This is a genomic window from Puniceibacterium sp. IMCC21224, from assembly GCF_001038505.1.
Lineage (GTDB): Bacteria > Pseudomonadota > Alphaproteobacteria > Rhodobacterales > Rhodobacteraceae > Puniceibacterium.
Genome location: NZ_LDPY01000001.1, coordinates 4,129,572 through 4,144,425 on the forward strand (window position 1 = coordinate 4,129,572; position 14,854 = coordinate 4,144,425).

Genomic DNA, 14,854 nt, shown 5'->3' on the forward strand with positions numbered 1-14,854 from the left:
AACTTTACTGAATACAAAGCAATACTGATAATCACCCGAGTCGGTCCGCACTCCCTTCTCGCCGAGTGCTGGCCAAGCAATCCAGGGAGGACTACGAGATGACCATCAGGAAGATCACCAATACGCTTGTCACTTGCGCGTTGATCGCATTCACGGGCCAGACTTCGGCATCGGCAGAGGAAACCAAATATCCTTCTGGCCCTGTGAATTACATCATTCCCTTCGCGCCGGGTGGCGAGAGCGACACGGCTGCGCGCTTTCAGCAGAAGTACTGGCAGAAGATCACCGGGGAAAACCTGATCATCCAGAACCAGGCGGGGGCGGGCGGCGCTCAGGCTTGGTCGCAGCTCAACGGTTTGGCGGATGACGGCTCGACGATCATGATAACCAACTTGCCCCACATCGTTCTGCAGCCGGTCGCTGGCTCGGCCGGGTACCAGACGGAAGACATCACGAACGTCAATTTCTTCCACTATACGCCGGATGCCATCATTGTCGGCAAGGACAGCCCCTTCCAGACGCTTCAGGATCTGATCGACTACGCCAAGAAGAACCCTGGCCTCGTCACCTTCGCAGGTTCGGGTACCAACAGTGCCAACCAACTGGCACAGGTTAAGTTCGACGAGCTGGCAGATATAACCACAACCTACATTCCGTTCGGCGGCACCGCCCCTGCGGTCACGGCCGCACTTGGTGGGCAGGTTTCTGCCGCATTCGTCTATTCGACCTCCGGTGTCTCGCAGGGTGAGTCGGTCCGCGTCCTCGCCGTGGGGGCCGAAGAGCGCCTGAGCATCTATCCTAATGTCCCAACTTTTACCGAGCTTGGCTTTGACATGATCGGCGGGTCATACCGTGGCGTTGCAATCCCAAGCTCCGCCTCGGAAGAGGTCCGGCAGGAGGTTTCTGATCTCGTCTCGCAGATCAACGCCGACCCTGAATTCCGCGCGCAGATGGAGCAGGTCGGTTTTGTTCTCATCGATGTCCCCTACGCGGACGTTCCCAACTTCATGGCTGAGCGCACTGAAGAATATATGGAAGGCGCACGTGCCCTCGGGATCGTGAAATAGGGCATAGCTGATGGAAATCCTAAGTTACCTGCTGGGGGCACTGACCCCTGGCAACCTCGGCCTTGCGCTTGCCGGGGTTGTCCTTGGCACCATAATCGGCGCACTGCCAGGCCTGTCGGCGACAATGGCCGTGGCCGTGCTGGTCCCTTTCACCTTCGTGCTGGCTCCGGCCTCGGGCCTCGTCGCACTTGGCGCGATCTACACTGGCGCCGTTTATGGCGGGGCATTTGCAGCGATCCTTGTCAACACGCCGGGGACACCATCCTCGATTGCCACGACATTTGACGGCTATCCGATGGCGCAGAAGGGGGACGGGGGCCTCGCTGTCAGCATCGCGACCCTCGCGTCGGTCATCGGCGGGATCGTCGGCGCGCTGGCGCTCTTGTTCGTCTCGCCCCCGCTGGCGAAGATCGCGCTCGCCTTCGGCCCGGCAGAGTATTTCTGGCTCGCCGTTTTTGGCCTTACGCTCGTTTCGGCACTCTCCGTCGGAAATACCGTGAAGGGATTGATGGGCGCCTGCATCGGGCTGCTGTTGTCCATGGTGGGCGTTGCTGTGGTCGGCGGCGACATCCGCTACACCTTCGGGATGCAAAACCTTTTGGGCGGCATCGACATCACTGCGGCGTTGATCGGCCTTTACTGTGTCCCGGTCATGATCGACCTGGTGATGAACCCTGACCCTCATATCAAGCCCACCGAAGGAAAAGACGGGTTGCGCCTCGGCGAAGCCTTTCGGCTGGTTCTCGGCAGCAAGGTGAATGTGCTGCGCTCTTCCGTGATCGGGACAGTGGTGGGCATCCTTCCCGGCGCGGGTGGTTCGATCGCGGGTCTTGTCTCCTATACTGAGGCGCGGCGTGCATCCTCACATCCGGATTCATTCGGAAAAGGGGCTCCCGATGGCGTAATCGCGACGGAAGCGGCCAACAACGCCACAGTTGGCGGCGGCTTCATCCCGACGCTCGTTCTCGGGATCCCCGGCACACCCCCCGATGCGATCATTCTTGGTGCTCTGCTCGTGCAGGGGGTCAAGGTCGGGCCGTCGCTCTTCACGTCCGATGCGCCGATTGTGTATACTTTCATCTTCGGCCTTTTGATCGCGACGATGCTGATGCTGCCGACCGGTCTTTTCATCGGGCGCTATGCCTATCGCTTCATTACGCGTTTTCCCAAGTCACTGCTCGTCCCGTCGATTGCGTTCATGACGATTGCAGGATCCTACGCTGTCCACTCCAGCATGCATGATGTGCAGGTAATGGTCACGCTCGGCCTCGCCGGATGGGTGCTGAACCGGTATGGGATTCAACCTTCGCCCATCGTTCTGGGGCTGGTGCTGGGGTCGATCGCCGAGCAGGGCTTCGTCCAGAGTTACTTGATCGGCAATGCAACCGGCAATGTCCTTGGCATCTTCTTCGCGCGTCCGATCAGCATCGGCATTATTCTGGCCGCCATCGTAACAGTAGCGTTTCCATATTGGGCGGCGCCACGACAACGCAAGGCCGCCGCGGCCGTTGTGACCGAGGGCGCACCTGCGGCGTTCGCCGCGACCGGGCCGGAGACGAGCCCGGACGCGAGACCAGGCAACGTGATCGTTATTCTGACGTGCCTCGGGATTTCCGGCGCGGCGCTACTGCTGTCAAGGGAAATGACGCCGATGGGGTCGGTATTCCCGCGAACCATCGCCACCGTTCTCGCAATCCTCTCGGCGCTGACTCTGATCGGGACCATCCGCGCCCGTCTCTCGGGAAGGACGATGAAGGTGGAGCATATTGATGCGTCGAACTCGCCGGTTCGCGGATGGGTGTTCGTGGCCACCTCTCTGCTCTGGGTCTGGCTGATCCCGATCCTCGGGTTTGCCACAACAGCGGTTGCCGCATTTGGCGTGCTCATGCCAACAGCGGAGTTCGGCCACGGCAGCCTGCGCACTTGGCTTCAGCGGGCCCTGATCGCAGGTCTGCTCATCGGGGGATTTTGGCTTTTGATGGCGCGGGTCTTGCTGCTGAGGATGCCGTCGGGGCTGCTCTATTGAGAAAAGGAATTGCGCGCAGGGCCCCTCATACGGACACGTAAATCTGGAGAGTGCATATGACTGAACAAAAGACGCTGTATCGCAAGCTGGTCGACACCCACGTGGTCCGCGACCTGGACGCCTTGGGCGAAAGAGTACTGCTCTACATAGACCGGACCGTTCTTAACGAATACACCTCGCCGCAGGCCTTCAGCGGGCTGCGTGAGCGGAATCGCAAGGTCTGGCGCCCAGAAGCAGCGCTTGGCACCGTTGATCACGTGAATTCGACATTTCCCCAAAGGAATGGCGAGATGCCCGATACGGGTGCGGCCGAACAGGACCGGTATTTCGCCCGGAACTGTGAAGATTTCGCGATCGAGCTCTATGACGTCCTCCACCCGATGCAGGGCATCGAACATGTTGTCATGACCGAGTCAGGTCGCATCCTCCCCGGAATGGTGGTTGCCGCCGGCGACAGCCACACAACCACCTACGGCGCTCTAGGAGCTCTGGGGTTCGGGATCGGAACCTCGGACATCGAGCATTATCTGGCCACCCAGACGCTGGTATACAAGCGGCTCAAGGCTATGCGCGTGACGGTGAATGGTAAGCTTGGCGTCGGCGTACGGTCCAAGGACATTATCATCGCGCTTATCCGCCAGATCGGGGCGTCGGGGGCCGCGGGGTACGTCATGGAGTTGACCGGTGACGTGATCCGCGACCTGAGTGTCGAGGCGCGCTTGACCGTCTGCAACATGGCCGTCGAGGCTGGGGCACGGGGCGCCATCATTGCCCCCGATGAAAAGGCCTTCGATTACCTGAAAGGAAAAACGCATGTGCCGAAAGATGAGATGTGGGATGCTGCCTTTGCCTTTTGGTCCACGTTGAAAAGCGACGATGGCGCGGTATTCGATCGCGACGTCGTTATGGATGCGGATGATATCGCGCCCATGGTGACCTGGGGAACCAGCCCGGATCAGGCGGTTCAAATCGGCGAACTCATCCCGGATCCGAAGACCGAAGGCGACGAAGGCCGCCGCCGCGATATGTTTCGCGCGCAAAGCTACATGGGCCTGCGCGCCGGCAATCCGATCTCGGGAACAGAGATCAGCCATGCCTTTATCGGCTCCTGCACCAATGCCAGGATCGAAGACCTGCGCGACGCTGCGCGGATTCTGAAGGGCCGCACGATTGCACCAGGGGTCCGCGGCATCATCGTCCCGGGATCGACTGCGGTGCGCAATGCCGCATCGAAAGAAGGGCTGGATCGCATCTTCCTCGATGCCGGATTCGAGTGGCGGCAATCGGGATGTTCGATGTGTCTTGCGATGAACGACGATATTCTCGCCCCATATGACCGCTGCGCGTCTTCGACGAACCGCAACTTCGAGGGGCGGCAGGGCAGCGGATCTCGCACGCACCTGATGAGCCCGGCCATGGTCGCGGCCGCGGCCGTCACGGGCCATATCACCGACAGCAGGCAGTTTTCACAGGAGGACTCATAAGTGGAATCTTTTATCCGGGTCAGCGGACCAGCGGCGGCCCTTCCGGCGGCCAATATCGATACCGACGTCATCATGCCGAAACAGTTTCTGAAGAGGATCGACCGTGCCGGTCTGAGCGAAGGGCTTTTCCATGACCTTCGCTTTGATGCCAAGGGCCAGACGCGGGAGGATTTCATCCTGAATCGACCGGAAACGCGCAGCGCGACATTTCTGATCGTAGGTTCTAACTTCGGCTGCGGCTCCAGCCGGGAACATGCAGTCTGGGGATTGATGCAATATGGGATAAGAGCGCTGATAGGCACGGACTATGCCGGGATATTTTTCGACAATTGCGCCCGCAACGGGCTTCCCGCATTGTCACTGTCAGAAGCGGAGATTATTTCTTTGGTTCGAGCGACAGAGACACAACCGGGGGTACGGTTGACCGTCGATCTCCAAGCGCAGCGGATCGAGACGCCCGTTGCGACCATTGCGTTCGACATCGACGCAGCCTTGCGCAAGCAATTGATGGAAGGGCTCGACGCGATCGATCAGACGCTGGGATACAAGGACGATATTGTGACGTTTGAGGATTGCCATTTCGCCGCCAATCCGTGGCTTGGAGCGAGACGATGACAGAGATTTCCGATCTTGGACCTTCGCCATTTCTGAACGGCTTCACTCTGCACGACTTCGTACCTGCTGTGGGTCCCCGCATTCGGTTTGCCAAGGCAGGGACCGGCGAGCCGCTTCTCCTGCTTCACGGGCATCCGCAGACCCATGTGACCTGGCGCAAAATCGCGCCCGAACTTGCCCGGAAATACACCGTCATTGCGATGGATCTGCGAGGCTACGGCGACAGTGACAAGCCTGAAGGGGGCCGCGATCACATCACGTATTCGAAACGGGAGATGGCGAAAGATCCGATCGCGCTGATGCGGACACTGGGGTTCGACAGTTTTCACGTCGTCGGCCATGATCGAGGAGGTCGCGTGGCACATCGGATGGCACTCGATTTTCCAGATGCAGTGCGCAGTGTCGCCCTTTTCGACATCGCCCCGACTGCAACGATGTATTCGTTGACCGACAAGAACTTTGCGACGCGGTATTTCTGGTGGTTTTTCCTGATCCAGCCGTATCCTCTGCCGGAAAAGATGATCGGTGCGGAACCCGAATATTTCCTGCGTCACCACATCGGCAGCCAGATCAGGAACGAGGGCGCGACGGAAGAGGCGGCCTTCCGCGAGTACTTGCGCTGCTACTTGGATCCTGCAACCCGCCACGCGATTTGCGAAGATTACCGGGCTGCCGCAACCATCGACTTAGAGCATGACAAGCAGGACGATCACAACAGGATTCAGGCACCTGTCCTAGTGCTATGGGGCGCAAAAGGCTTCGTCGGTCAGAAATATGACGTTCTCCAGACTTGGCAGGAGAAGGCTTTCAGCGTCTCAGGACGGGCCTGCGATTGCGGCCACACTCTTCAGGAAGAGGCGCCCGAAGCGGTCTTATTAGAACTTAAGAATTTCTTCGCTCGTCAAATTCATTGAGATATAAGTTTTGACATGGCAAGTTTGCAATTTGATCGACTGATTCATTATTTGGCTGAGGATTCGAGGCGTTATGCGAGAATTATCGCTACCCCCAATACTGCTGGTTAATGGATCATAATATCGCATTTGTCGTCAAGCTGCTTTTTATTCGTACAGCCACGCTTAATGGATTGGAAATTCTCAATGCCACTTCGGATTGTTTTGCAGTGTGTCGGGTTCAAAAACTTGGCGGCATTCAGGAAGCCGCTTCATGGCTCTACGTTTATTCTCTTTCAGGCTGTTTCGCCATTTCCCAGCGAGACCCTGAATGCTGCAAAGACATGCTAATCTGCCTTCGATAAGAGCGACTGATAGTCAGAATGATAGCGAAACGGTACATCGAGTGTCCTGCCGTCAGGTAGAGAAATCGACCTGGCGACCTCGCCTACGCAGATTAAGGCCTCCCCACACCTCCGAATGTAACATATATCGCGTGGTGATATTTCGCGCATCGTGTCCGTTTCGCGGGCATGAACTTACGGGACCGTGTAGCACTGAACATCCAGGATTTGAGACGCGCCCGCGGCCTCAGCCAGGAGGAGCTTGTTCATCGGGCCGATGTGAGCCGCGGCCATATGGGCAAGGTCGAGAACGCCAAGTTTGCGGCCTCGCTCGACCTTCTCGAACGCATCGCCAAGGCGCTCAATGTCGACCCCGAAGTACTCTTCGCGAAGCGCTAGTCCGCTTCCTGAGGCTTTGATCCCGTCCCCCACGCGAAAGACATAACGGCAAGAACGGTACGAGTGGCGCGGGTACATGGCGAAGAGAAAGACAGGTTGGCCTTTTCAGGAGGGGTTTCTGAACGACGGTGCGCAGGAGCTTCACCTGTTCACCGATTATCGTTGGAATGACGGTTCGGTGAGCCGCCGCTGGCATGTCGATCCGGAACGCTTTGATGCAGATCTTGCCGACCTGCGCCCGGTCACCCTGAAGGCATCGGGCGCTCTGGATCAGTAGGAGAACCACTCCGAGTGGCCCATGTTGCCCTCGTAGTCGCCGAATTCGACCATGATGCTACGAGAATAGAAGTGCCAAAGCCCTCCACTGGTCGGATAGGCGAGCTCCTGACCGCTTTCCGAGACGAATGTCGCGGGCCAGGGTGTGTGGGACCCGTAGACCCGCTGGATGTAGCGGCAGGTCCGGTTCTCGCGATCGCAGGAGCGGATCGACCAGTCCCATTGACGTGGCTCGTCGCGCGGCTCGTAGGAGCGCCCGGTGAACCAGATCACATGAGTGCGGTTCAGCCATTCGTATTCGGGCAAATTGGTGTCGAGCTCGCCCTTTCCGCCGGGCCCGCCCAGCTCAACCGGCACATGGGCGAAGGTGCAGACCCCGAAGGGCGGCAGGCTTGGCCAGGGCGTGATGCGGCGGATCATGGTGCGATAGGCTCGCGCGCAGACAGCACTCGGGGGAAAACCACCCGCCATGCAGAGCATGATGGCGCAGTCGATGTCATAGGCTTGTGCCTTCTCAGGGGCTCCGAACACCGCCATCACCCCCATTGCAGCTGCCATCGCCTGTCGTCTCATGTCGCTCTCCCGCAAAAGTTGCGGCAACTATCGTGCAATATGTATTTTTCTGTAATATGTCGTATTGACTCCATATGTCTTTATGGCCTTAGTGTCGTGAAGTAGAAGGGTTCTCGTGGGGAGAGTCCGAACATGCCGATAGCGCGCAACCAGATCCTGATCACCATCGATGGTGTCAAAGACTTGTCCGAGAAGGGCATCGCGTTCCGCTGCCGGTATGAACTCGTGGGGTTCCCGGACGATGGCAAGCCGCGCTACCAGTGCATCTACCTGCGCGAGGGTGAGCCGGAAGCCATTCTGGTCTCGACCCGGATCACCCCGCACGGGCCCGAGCCGCGGTATTTCAACATATGGCCGGGGCTCTTCAAACATCATCTCGAGTTCGGTGACGGGCGCGATCTGCGCTTTGGTCCTGATTACAGCATCATCCTCGAGGAGCGCGGCTGACGTCATCGCCTTCGGCCGCGACGGCACGGCCCGGACATCTGGCTGGACCTTTCATGGCGAGCGGCCTGCATGGGCTGGTCTGGATGATAGCACTGAAGCCGATGTTGTTCTGGCCTCGCTGGACGCCACGTTGCCTTCCGGTCGCGACCACATCCTCTCCCTGATCCAGACGACTGCCGTCCGCCACCAGGGGAACCGCGCCCTGCGCCAGGTTGGTCTGGGTGCCGACGACTGGCAGATCCTGTTCCGCGCCCTGGTCGAAGCTGAAAGCAGCTATAACCCGACTGCCGTGGGTAATCCCCCCATTTTTAATGGGGTGCAGCCGTAGAACTTACGCGGCCATTTTCAGTTTCTGTGCGGGTGTGATGCCGCCGATGCCCATGTTCGGGCGGTCGTTGTTGTAAGTCCAGAGCCATTGCGTGGCGAAGTCTTGGGCCTCCTCGATGTTTTCGATGATGTGTTGGTCCAGCCATTCATTCCTGACGGTGCGGTTGTAACGTTCGATGTAGGCGTTCTGCTGGGGCTGTCCTGGTTGGATGTGCTGGAGGGTAACACCTTGTTTCTCAGCCCATTCCAGCAGCTTGATGCTGATGTATTCAGGGCCATTATCGACCCGGATCGTGCCGGGCTTGCCACGCCATTCGATGATGCGATCGAGGCTCCGGATCACGCGTTCAGCAGGCAATGAAAAGTCGACCTCAATGCCAAGCCCTTCGCGGTTGAAGTCGTCCAGCACGTTCAGCAGTCGAAACTGACGACCGTCGCTCAGCCTGTCGGCCATAAAGTCCATCGACCAGGTCATGTTGGGGGCCTCGGGTACCGCCAGCGCGTCGGGTTTATCCCGCTTTAGCCGTTTGCGGGGCTTAATCCGCAGGTTCAGTTCCAGCGCGCAATAGATGCGATAGACCCGCTTATGGTTCCACGGATGACCTTTGACGTTGCGCAGGTGCAGATAGCAAAGTCCGAAGCCCCAAGTCTTCCTCGTATCCGTCAGCCCGACAAGCAAATCGGCAATCTGTTCGTTCTCATCGCTCAGAAGCGGGCTGTAGCGATAGCAGGTCTCGCTAACCCCAAAGGTGCGGCACGCCACGGCGACACTGACCCCGCGTCGCTCTACCGCCGTTGCGGCCATCTCTCGTCGCTGAGATGGCCCAGTCACTTTTTTCCAAGGGCTTCCTTGGTAATCCCCCCCGAAAGTAAGGGGCTGCGGAAGTAGAATTTTCTCGGCAAGATGCATGAGGAGATTCAGATGAAGATGACGAGATACAGTGAGCCGCAGATCCTTGCGATCCTGCGCCAGGCCGAAGGCGGTGTTCCTGTGGCCGAGCTTTGCCGCGAACATGGTATGAGCACAGCGTCCTTTTACAAATGGCGGGCGAAGTATGGCGGGATGGATGCTTCAATGATCGCGCAGACCAAGGCGCTTGAAGACGAGAACCGACGCCTGAAGAAGATGTTCGCAGAGTTGAGCATGCAGAACGAGTTGCTGAAGGAAGCCCTTGGAAAAAAGTGACTGGGCCATCTCAGCGACGAGAGATGGCCGCAACGGCGGTAGAGCGACGCGGGGTCAGTGTCGCCGTGGCGTGCCGCACCTTTGGGGTTAGCGAGACCTGCTATCGCTACAGCCCGCTTCTGAGCGATGAGAACGAACAGATTGCCGATTTGCTTGTCGGGCTGACGGATACGAGGAAGACTTGGGGCTTCGGACTTTGCTATCTGCACCTGCGCAACGTCAAAGGTCATCCGTGGAACCATAAGCGGGTCTATCGCATCTATTGCGCGCTGGAACTGAACCTGCGGATTAAGCCCCGCAAACGGCTAAAGCGGGATAAACCCGACGCGCTGGCGGTACCCGAGGCCCCCAACATGACCTGGTCGATGGACTTTATGGCCGACAGGCTGAGCGACGGTCGTCAGTTTCGACTGCTGAACGTGCTGGACGACTTCAACCGCGAAGGGCTTGGCATTGAGGTCGACTTTTCATTGCCTGCTGAACGCGTGATCCGGAGCCTCGATCGCATCATCGAATGGCGTGGCAAGCCCGGCACGATCCGGGTCGATAATGGCCCTGAATACATCAGCATCAAGCTGCTGGAATGGGCTGAGAAACAAGGTGTTACCCTCCAGCACATCCAACCAGGACAGCCCCAGCAGAACGCCTACATCGAACGTTACAACCGCACCGTCAGGAATGAATGGCTGGACCAACACATCATCGAAAACATCGAGGAGGCCCAAGACTTCGCCACGCAATGGCTCTGGACTTACAACAACGACCGCCCGAACATGGGCATCGGCGGCATCACACCCGCACAGAAACTGAAAATGGCCGCGTAAGTTCTACGGCTGCACCCCATTAAAAATGGGGGGATTACCCCTTCAGCAACTCGTTCTGCATGCTCAACTCTGCGAACATCTTCTTCAGGCGTCGGTTCTCGTCTTCAAGCGCCTTGGTCTGCGCGATCATTGAAGCATCCATCCCGCCATACTTCGCCCGCCATTTGTAAAAGGACGCTGTGCTCATACCATGTTCGCGGCAAAGCTCGGCCACCGGAACACCGCCTTCGGCCTGGCGCAGGATCGCAAGGATCTGCGGCTCACTGTATCTCGTCATCTTCATCTGAATCTCCTCATGCATCTTGCCGAGAAAATTCTACTTCCGCAGCCCCTTACTTTCGGGGGGGATTACCGGACAGCTGCGATACAAAGCTGAATTGCTCATGGGTGGCGGCATCCGACACAGCGGCGGCTTTGAGTCGGATTCTTTGATCGTCACTGCGCATACATTCGCAGCCTTGCGCGCCCTCTTGCTTCCGCAGTGCTTCCGAAATGTTTGAACGCAAAAATCCGCCCGGTAGGGCGGCTTCTAAGCGACTGTTAAGTCAAAGTTTTTGGTTGCGGGAGTAGGATTTGAACCTACGACCTTCAGGTTATGAGCCTGACGAGCTACCGGGCTGCTCCATCCCGCGACAGTTTTATGGCGCTCCGATTTTGGATATGCCAAGGCGATATCGCTGAACATCGTTGAGAGATACACATTTGTTCAGGGACTTATTAGGTCTGGCGGTGACCTACTCTCCCACGTCTTAAGACGCAGTACCATCGGCGCTACGGCACTTAACGGCCGGGTTCGGAATGGATCCGGGTGTTTTGCTCGCGCTATGACCACCAAACCAAATAAATCCCTGAACATCGGATGCTTGCGCACTCGACAGGGTTGTTTTCCTCAATCAACGTTGTCCAAGTCGTTCCACTTGGTGTGTATGCTTTTGTTCCAGCGAGCCAAACCTGGCTATTACTGGATCAAATCAAGCCTATCGGGCCATTAGTACCGGTCAACTGAACGCGTTACCGCGCTTACATCTCCGGCCTATCGACGTGGTGGTCTACCACGGCCCTCAGGGATACCTTGTTTTGAGGGGGGCTTCCCGCTTAGATGCCTTCAGCGGTTATCCTGTCCGAACTTAGCTACCCAGCACTGCCGTTGGCACGACAACTGGTCCACCAGTGGTTCGTTCACCCCGGTCCTCTCGTACTAGGGGCAACTCCTCTCAAGTATCCTACACCCACGGCAGATAGGGACCGAACTGTCTCACGACGTTCTAAACCCAGCTCACGTACCTCTTTAAACGGCGAACAGCCGTACCCTTGGGACCTGCTCCAGCCCCAGGATGAGATGAGCCGACATCGAGGTGCCAAACACTGCCGTCGATATGGACTCTTGGGCAGTATCAGCCTGTTATCCCCGGCGTACCTTTTATCCGTTGAGCGATGGCCCTCCCACTTGGGACCACCGGATCACTATGGCCGACTTTCGTCTCTGCTCGACTTGTCAGTCTTGCAGTCAGGCTGGCTTCTGCCATTGCACTCAACGAGCGATTTCCGACCGCTCTGAGCCAACCTTCGCGCGCCTCCGTTACGCTTTAGGAGGCGACCGCCCCAGTCAAACTACCCACCACACAGGGTCCCGGATCCGGATAACGGACCGCGGTTAGACATCAAGCAGAACAAGGGTGGTATCTCAAGGGAAGCTCCACGCAAACTGGCGTTCACGCTTCAAAGCCTACCACCTATCCTGCACATGTTCGGCCTAATGCCAGTGTGAAGTTGTAGTAAAGGTGCACGGGGTCTTTCCGTCTAACCGCGGGAAGCCTGCATCTTGACAGGCAATTCAATTTCGCTGAGTCTATGTTGGAGACAGCGGGGAAGTCGTTACGCCATTCGTGCAGGTCGGAACTTACCCGACAAGGAATTTCGCTACCTTAGGACCGTTATAGTTACGGCCGCCGTTTACCTGGGCTTCAATTCAGAGCTCTCACCCCTCCTTTTAACCTTCAGGCACCGGGCAGGCGTCAGACCCTATACGTCGTCTTACGACTTCGCAGAGCCCTGTGTTTTTAGTAAACAGTCGCCACCCCCTGGTTTGTGCCCCCAGCCTCTAGTTGCCTAGAAACCGGGCCTCCTTCTCGCGAACTTACGGAGGTATTTTGCCGAGTTCCTTCAACATAGTTCTCTCAAGCGCCTTGGTATTCTCTACCAGTCCACCTGTGTCGGTTTAGGGTACGATCTAGCGATGGAGCTATTTCCAGGAACCTCTCAACGGCCCTCCAATCCGATAAGGAGGAACAATCTTCGAGATCCGTCACTTCCATCTGGCCCAGGAATATTAACCTGGTTCCCATCGACTACGCCTTTCGGCCTCGCCTTAGGGGTCGGCTTACCCTGCTCAGATTAGCTTTAAGCAGGAACCCTTGGACTTTCGGCGAGAGTGTCTCTCACACTCTTTGTCGCTACTCATGTCATCATTCTCACTAGTGATCTCTCCACCGGATCGCTCACGCGCCAGCTTCACAGAAAGCTCCGCGTCTCCAATACCTCCCGAAAGAGGCAAAAGAGACATGGAACTATGTCACACTACGCTCTGCTACCATGCCTTACGGCATCCTAAGCTTCGGCTCATGGCTTGAGCCCCGTTACATCTTCGCCGCAGGACAACTTATTTAGACCAGTGAGCTGTTACGCTATCTTTAAAGGATGGCTGCTTCTAAGCCAACCTCCTGGTTGTTTTGGTCGTCCCACCTGCTTTCCCACTTAGCCATGAATTAGGGCCTTAGCTGTAGGTCAGGGTTGTTTCCCTCTTCACAACGGACGTTAGCATCCGCTGTGTGTCTGCCATCTAGTACTCCCGGGTATTCGGAGTTGGTTAGGATCAGTAAGCCTGTGGGGCCCCATTACCATCCAGTGCTCTACCCCCCCGGGGTATTCGGATGACGCTCTACCTAAATAGATTTCGCAGAGAACCAGCTATCTCCGAGTTTGATTGGCCTTTCACCCCTAGGCACAACTCATCCCGACCTTTTTCAACAGGTGTGGGTTCGGACCTCCAGTAAGTGTTACCTTACCTTCATCCTGGTCATGCCTAGATCACTCGGTTTCGGGTCTGATCCATCTAACTCAACGCCCTATTAAGACTCGCTTTCGCTGCGCCTACACCTAACGGCTTAAGCTTGCTAGATAGACCAAGTCGATGACCCATTATACAAAAGGTACGCCGTCACAAGACTGGACACTAATAATAATCTTCTACTTAAGCGGGACACTCACCCGAATTGAACGGTCTCAATTCCCGGATTGATGTCATAGATCCCTGCGTTGGACCGGTGATCGTAACTGACGCTATAGCGCCAGCCTTCCCGGCCTTCGTAACCCAGACTCAATTCCCGATCTAAATTCGAACCGGTCCGCCAAGGTCAAATCCGCCATTATCGGCGTAAAGACCCGCATTGCATGCAGTTCCGCATAGAGCGGGCTGCGTCCGAATTGGTAGGTATAGGTTGAGCCAAAGCCCACCCAGGTTTCGCCATGCTCACCCACCGAAAGTCCAACCGCATTTCCAAATGGCCCACGTTTGCGGCCCAGATCGTAACGCAGGATAGACTTCAGAGGCGCTTTGGCGCGCCGCTCCAGAACCTGGGCCTGCGGAGATTGCCAGCCTTGGGGTCGTTTCCGACTTGCCAAGGCATCCTGCCTCCGTGCCGCAATGATTCATGGCCCATATCCGTCAGTCCGGCTATCAGCATAAGCACTGCAAAGTTCCGTCAGCCATGTTTCTCGTCCTATCGCTTCCGCTGCCGGAGAACAGTACTTCTGCTCTCTTCCAGCCGTTTCTACAGGACAATCTCATGGCCCCAGATTGTTATTAGAGTCCAGTCAAGCTCCGACTGATTGTAGGCGTTCGGTTTCAGGTACTGTTTCACTCCCCTCGTCGGGGTGCTTTTCACCTTTCCCTCACGGTACTGGTTCCGCTATCGGTCAGTAAGGAGTACTTAGCCTTCGGAGGTGGTCCTCCGATCTTCGAACAGGATTTCACGTGTCCCGCCTACTTAATACGTTCCATTGAGCTTCCCATACGGGGCTGTCACCCGCTATGGCCGACCTTTCCAGGTCGTTCTGGTCACTCTCAGGACTCGGCTGGTCCCCGTTCGCTCGCCGCTACTAGGGGAGTCTCTATTGATGTCCTTTCCTCCGGGTACTTAGATGTTTCAGTCCCCGGGTTTGCTCTTAAAACCCTATGTATTCAGGTAATAAGTACCTGTTTCAGCCATTATAAGCAGCCCGAAGGCTATTATAACAAACTGTCAGGTGGGTTGCCCCATTCGGAAATCCATGGATCAAAGCTTATTCTCAGCTCCCCATGGCTTATCGCAGAGTATCACGTCCTTCATCGCCT

At 57.0% G+C, this 14,854-nt stretch carries 11 protein-coding genes, 1 tRNA gene, 2 rRNA genes and 2 pseudogenes; 10 read left to right on the plus strand and 6 right to left on the minus strand.

Translation table 11 applies throughout. The annotated features are described in order from the left end of the window. Window positions 1–98 precede the first annotated feature (98 nt). The 7 genes from IMCC21224_RS19360 to IMCC21224_RS19390 all read left to right on the plus strand — a co-directional run bounded on the left by IMCC21224_RS19360 (window position 99) and on the right by IMCC21224_RS19390 (window position 7,105). Window positions 99–1,067 carry a tripartite tricarboxylate transporter substrate binding protein gene (locus tag IMCC21224_RS19360; protein ID WP_047996739.1) on the plus strand — a complete coding sequence of 323 codons (969 nt, stop codon included), beginning with the start codon at window positions 99–101 and terminating at the stop codon, window positions 1,065–1,067. A 10-nt stretch (window positions 1,068–1,077) separates the two neighbouring features. Continuing rightward, window positions 1,078–3,093 carry a tripartite tricarboxylate transporter permease gene (locus tag IMCC21224_RS19365; protein ID WP_047996740.1) on the plus strand — a complete coding sequence of 672 codons (2,016 nt, stop codon included), beginning with the start codon at window positions 1,078–1,080 and terminating at the stop codon, window positions 3,091–3,093. 56 nt (window positions 3,094–3,149) lie between these two features. Further along, complete coding sequence (gene leuC / locus IMCC21224_RS19370) at window positions 3,150–4,577, plus strand: 3-isopropylmalate dehydratase large subunit (protein ID WP_047996741.1); 1,428 nt, start codon at window positions 3,150–3,152, stop codon at window positions 4,575–4,577. Next, entirely contained in the window at window positions 4,578–5,192 is a 615-nt protein-coding gene (leuD, locus tag IMCC21224_RS19375; RefSeq protein WP_047996742.1) for a 3-isopropylmalate dehydratase small subunit, read from the plus strand. Then, window positions 5,189–6,106, plus strand: coding sequence for an alpha/beta fold hydrolase (locus tag IMCC21224_RS19380; RefSeq protein ID WP_047996743.1), 918 nt, complete (start codon window positions 5,189–5,191; stop codon window positions 6,104–6,106). Before leuD ends, IMCC21224_RS19380 begins: the two co-directional genes overlap by 4 nt. Window positions 6,107–6,618: 512 nt before the next feature. Beyond that, window positions 6,619–6,828 (plus strand): helix-turn-helix domain-containing protein, encoded by a 210-nt coding sequence (locus IMCC21224_RS27295; RefSeq protein WP_082135274.1) that lies wholly within the window; start codon window positions 6,619–6,621, stop codon window positions 6,826–6,828. A 76-nt stretch (window positions 6,829–6,904) separates the two neighbouring features. Beyond that, on the plus strand, window positions 6,905–7,105 hold the full coding sequence (locus IMCC21224_RS19390; protein ID WP_047996745.1) for a hypothetical protein: 201 nt from the start codon (window positions 6,905–6,907) through the stop codon (window positions 7,103–7,105). On the opposite strand, the gene IMCC21224_RS19395 is transcribed toward IMCC21224_RS19390, so the two are convergent. Further along, the gene (locus IMCC21224_RS19395; protein WP_047996746.1) at window positions 7,099–7,677 is read right to left on the minus strand and encodes a hypothetical protein; all 579 of its coding nucleotides are present in this window, start codon (window positions 7,675–7,677) and stop codon (window positions 7,099–7,101) included. The two genes, IMCC21224_RS19390 and IMCC21224_RS19395, sit on opposite strands and share 7 nt — an antisense overlap. Window positions 7,678–7,809: 132 nt before the next feature. On the opposite strand from IMCC21224_RS19395, the gene IMCC21224_RS19400 reads away from it, so the two are divergent. Then, window positions 7,810–8,124 (plus strand): hypothetical protein, encoded by a 315-nt coding sequence (locus IMCC21224_RS19400; protein WP_047996747.1) that lies wholly within the window; start codon window positions 7,810–7,812, stop codon window positions 8,122–8,124. After that, entirely contained in the window at window positions 8,084–8,452 is a 369-nt protein-coding gene (locus tag IMCC21224_RS28600) for a hypothetical protein (protein WP_369796036.1), read from the plus strand. Before IMCC21224_RS19400 ends, IMCC21224_RS28600 begins: the two co-directional genes overlap by 41 nt. Before the next feature lie 3 nt (window positions 8,453–8,455). On the opposite strand, the pseudogene IMCC21224_RS19410 reads toward IMCC21224_RS28600, so the two are convergent. After that, window positions 8,456–9,289: pseudogene (locus IMCC21224_RS19410) on the minus strand (IS3 family transposase); the annotation flags it as partial. Window positions 9,290–9,373: 84 nt separating this feature from the next. Between IMCC21224_RS19410 and IMCC21224_RS19420 the strand changes: the two are divergent. Further along, a protein-coding gene (locus IMCC21224_RS19420; RefSeq protein ID WP_156178101.1) for an IS3 family transposase occupies window positions 9,374–10,461 on the plus strand; the annotation gives its coding sequence in 2 pieces (ribosomal slippage) (window positions 9,374–9,635 and window positions 9,635–10,461; 1,089 coding nt in all). A gap of 40 nt (window positions 10,462–10,501) precedes the next feature. Here the strand turns inward: IMCC21224_RS19420 and IMCC21224_RS19425 are convergent. From IMCC21224_RS19425 to IMCC21224_RS19440, 4 genes and pseudogenes are all read right to left on the minus strand, one after another. Beyond that, window positions 10,502–10,744, minus strand: a pseudogene (locus tag IMCC21224_RS19425) (transposase); the annotation flags it as partial. Between the two features lie 272 nt (window positions 10,745–11,016). Further along, window positions 11,017–11,093: transfer RNA gene (locus tag IMCC21224_RS19430), tRNA-Met, on the minus strand. Between the two features lie 89 nt (window positions 11,094–11,182). Next, window positions 11,183–11,297 (minus strand): 5S ribosomal RNA (gene rrf / locus IMCC21224_RS19435). 131 nt (window positions 11,298–11,428) lie between these two features. After that, window positions 11,429–14,854 (minus strand): 23S ribosomal RNA (locus tag IMCC21224_RS19440); the annotation flags it as partial.

Bases quoted from the DNA above. Each gene is read 5' to 3' on its own strand.
- leuC (WP_047996741.1), top strand. From the start codon at position 3,150: ATGACTGAACAAAAGACGCTGTATCGCAAGCTGGTCGACACCCACGTG.
- IMCC21224_RS19360 (WP_047996739.1), top strand. From the start codon at position 99: ATGACCATCAGGAAGATCACCAATACGCTTGTCACTTGCGCGTTGATC.
- IMCC21224_RS19390 (WP_047996745.1), top strand. From the start codon at position 6,905: ATGGCGAAGAGAAAGACAGGTTGGCCTTTTCAGGAGGGGTTTCTGAAC.
- IMCC21224_RS19365 (WP_047996740.1), top strand. From the start codon at position 1,078: ATGGAAATCCTAAGTTACCTGCTGGGGGCACTGACCCCTGGCAACCTC.
- IMCC21224_RS19395 (WP_047996746.1), bottom strand. From the start codon at position 7,677: ATGAGACGACAGGCGATGGCAGCTGCAATGGGGGTGATGGCGGTGTTC.
- IMCC21224_RS19400 (WP_047996747.1), top strand. From the start codon at position 7,810: ATGCCGATAGCGCGCAACCAGATCCTGATCACCATCGATGGTGTCAAA.
- IMCC21224_RS27295 (WP_082135274.1), top strand. From the start codon at position 6,619: ATGAACTTACGGGACCGTGTAGCACTGAACATCCAGGATTTGAGACGC.
- IMCC21224_RS19380 (WP_047996743.1), top strand. From the start codon at position 5,189: ATGACAGAGATTTCCGATCTTGGACCTTCGCCATTTCTGAACGGCTTC.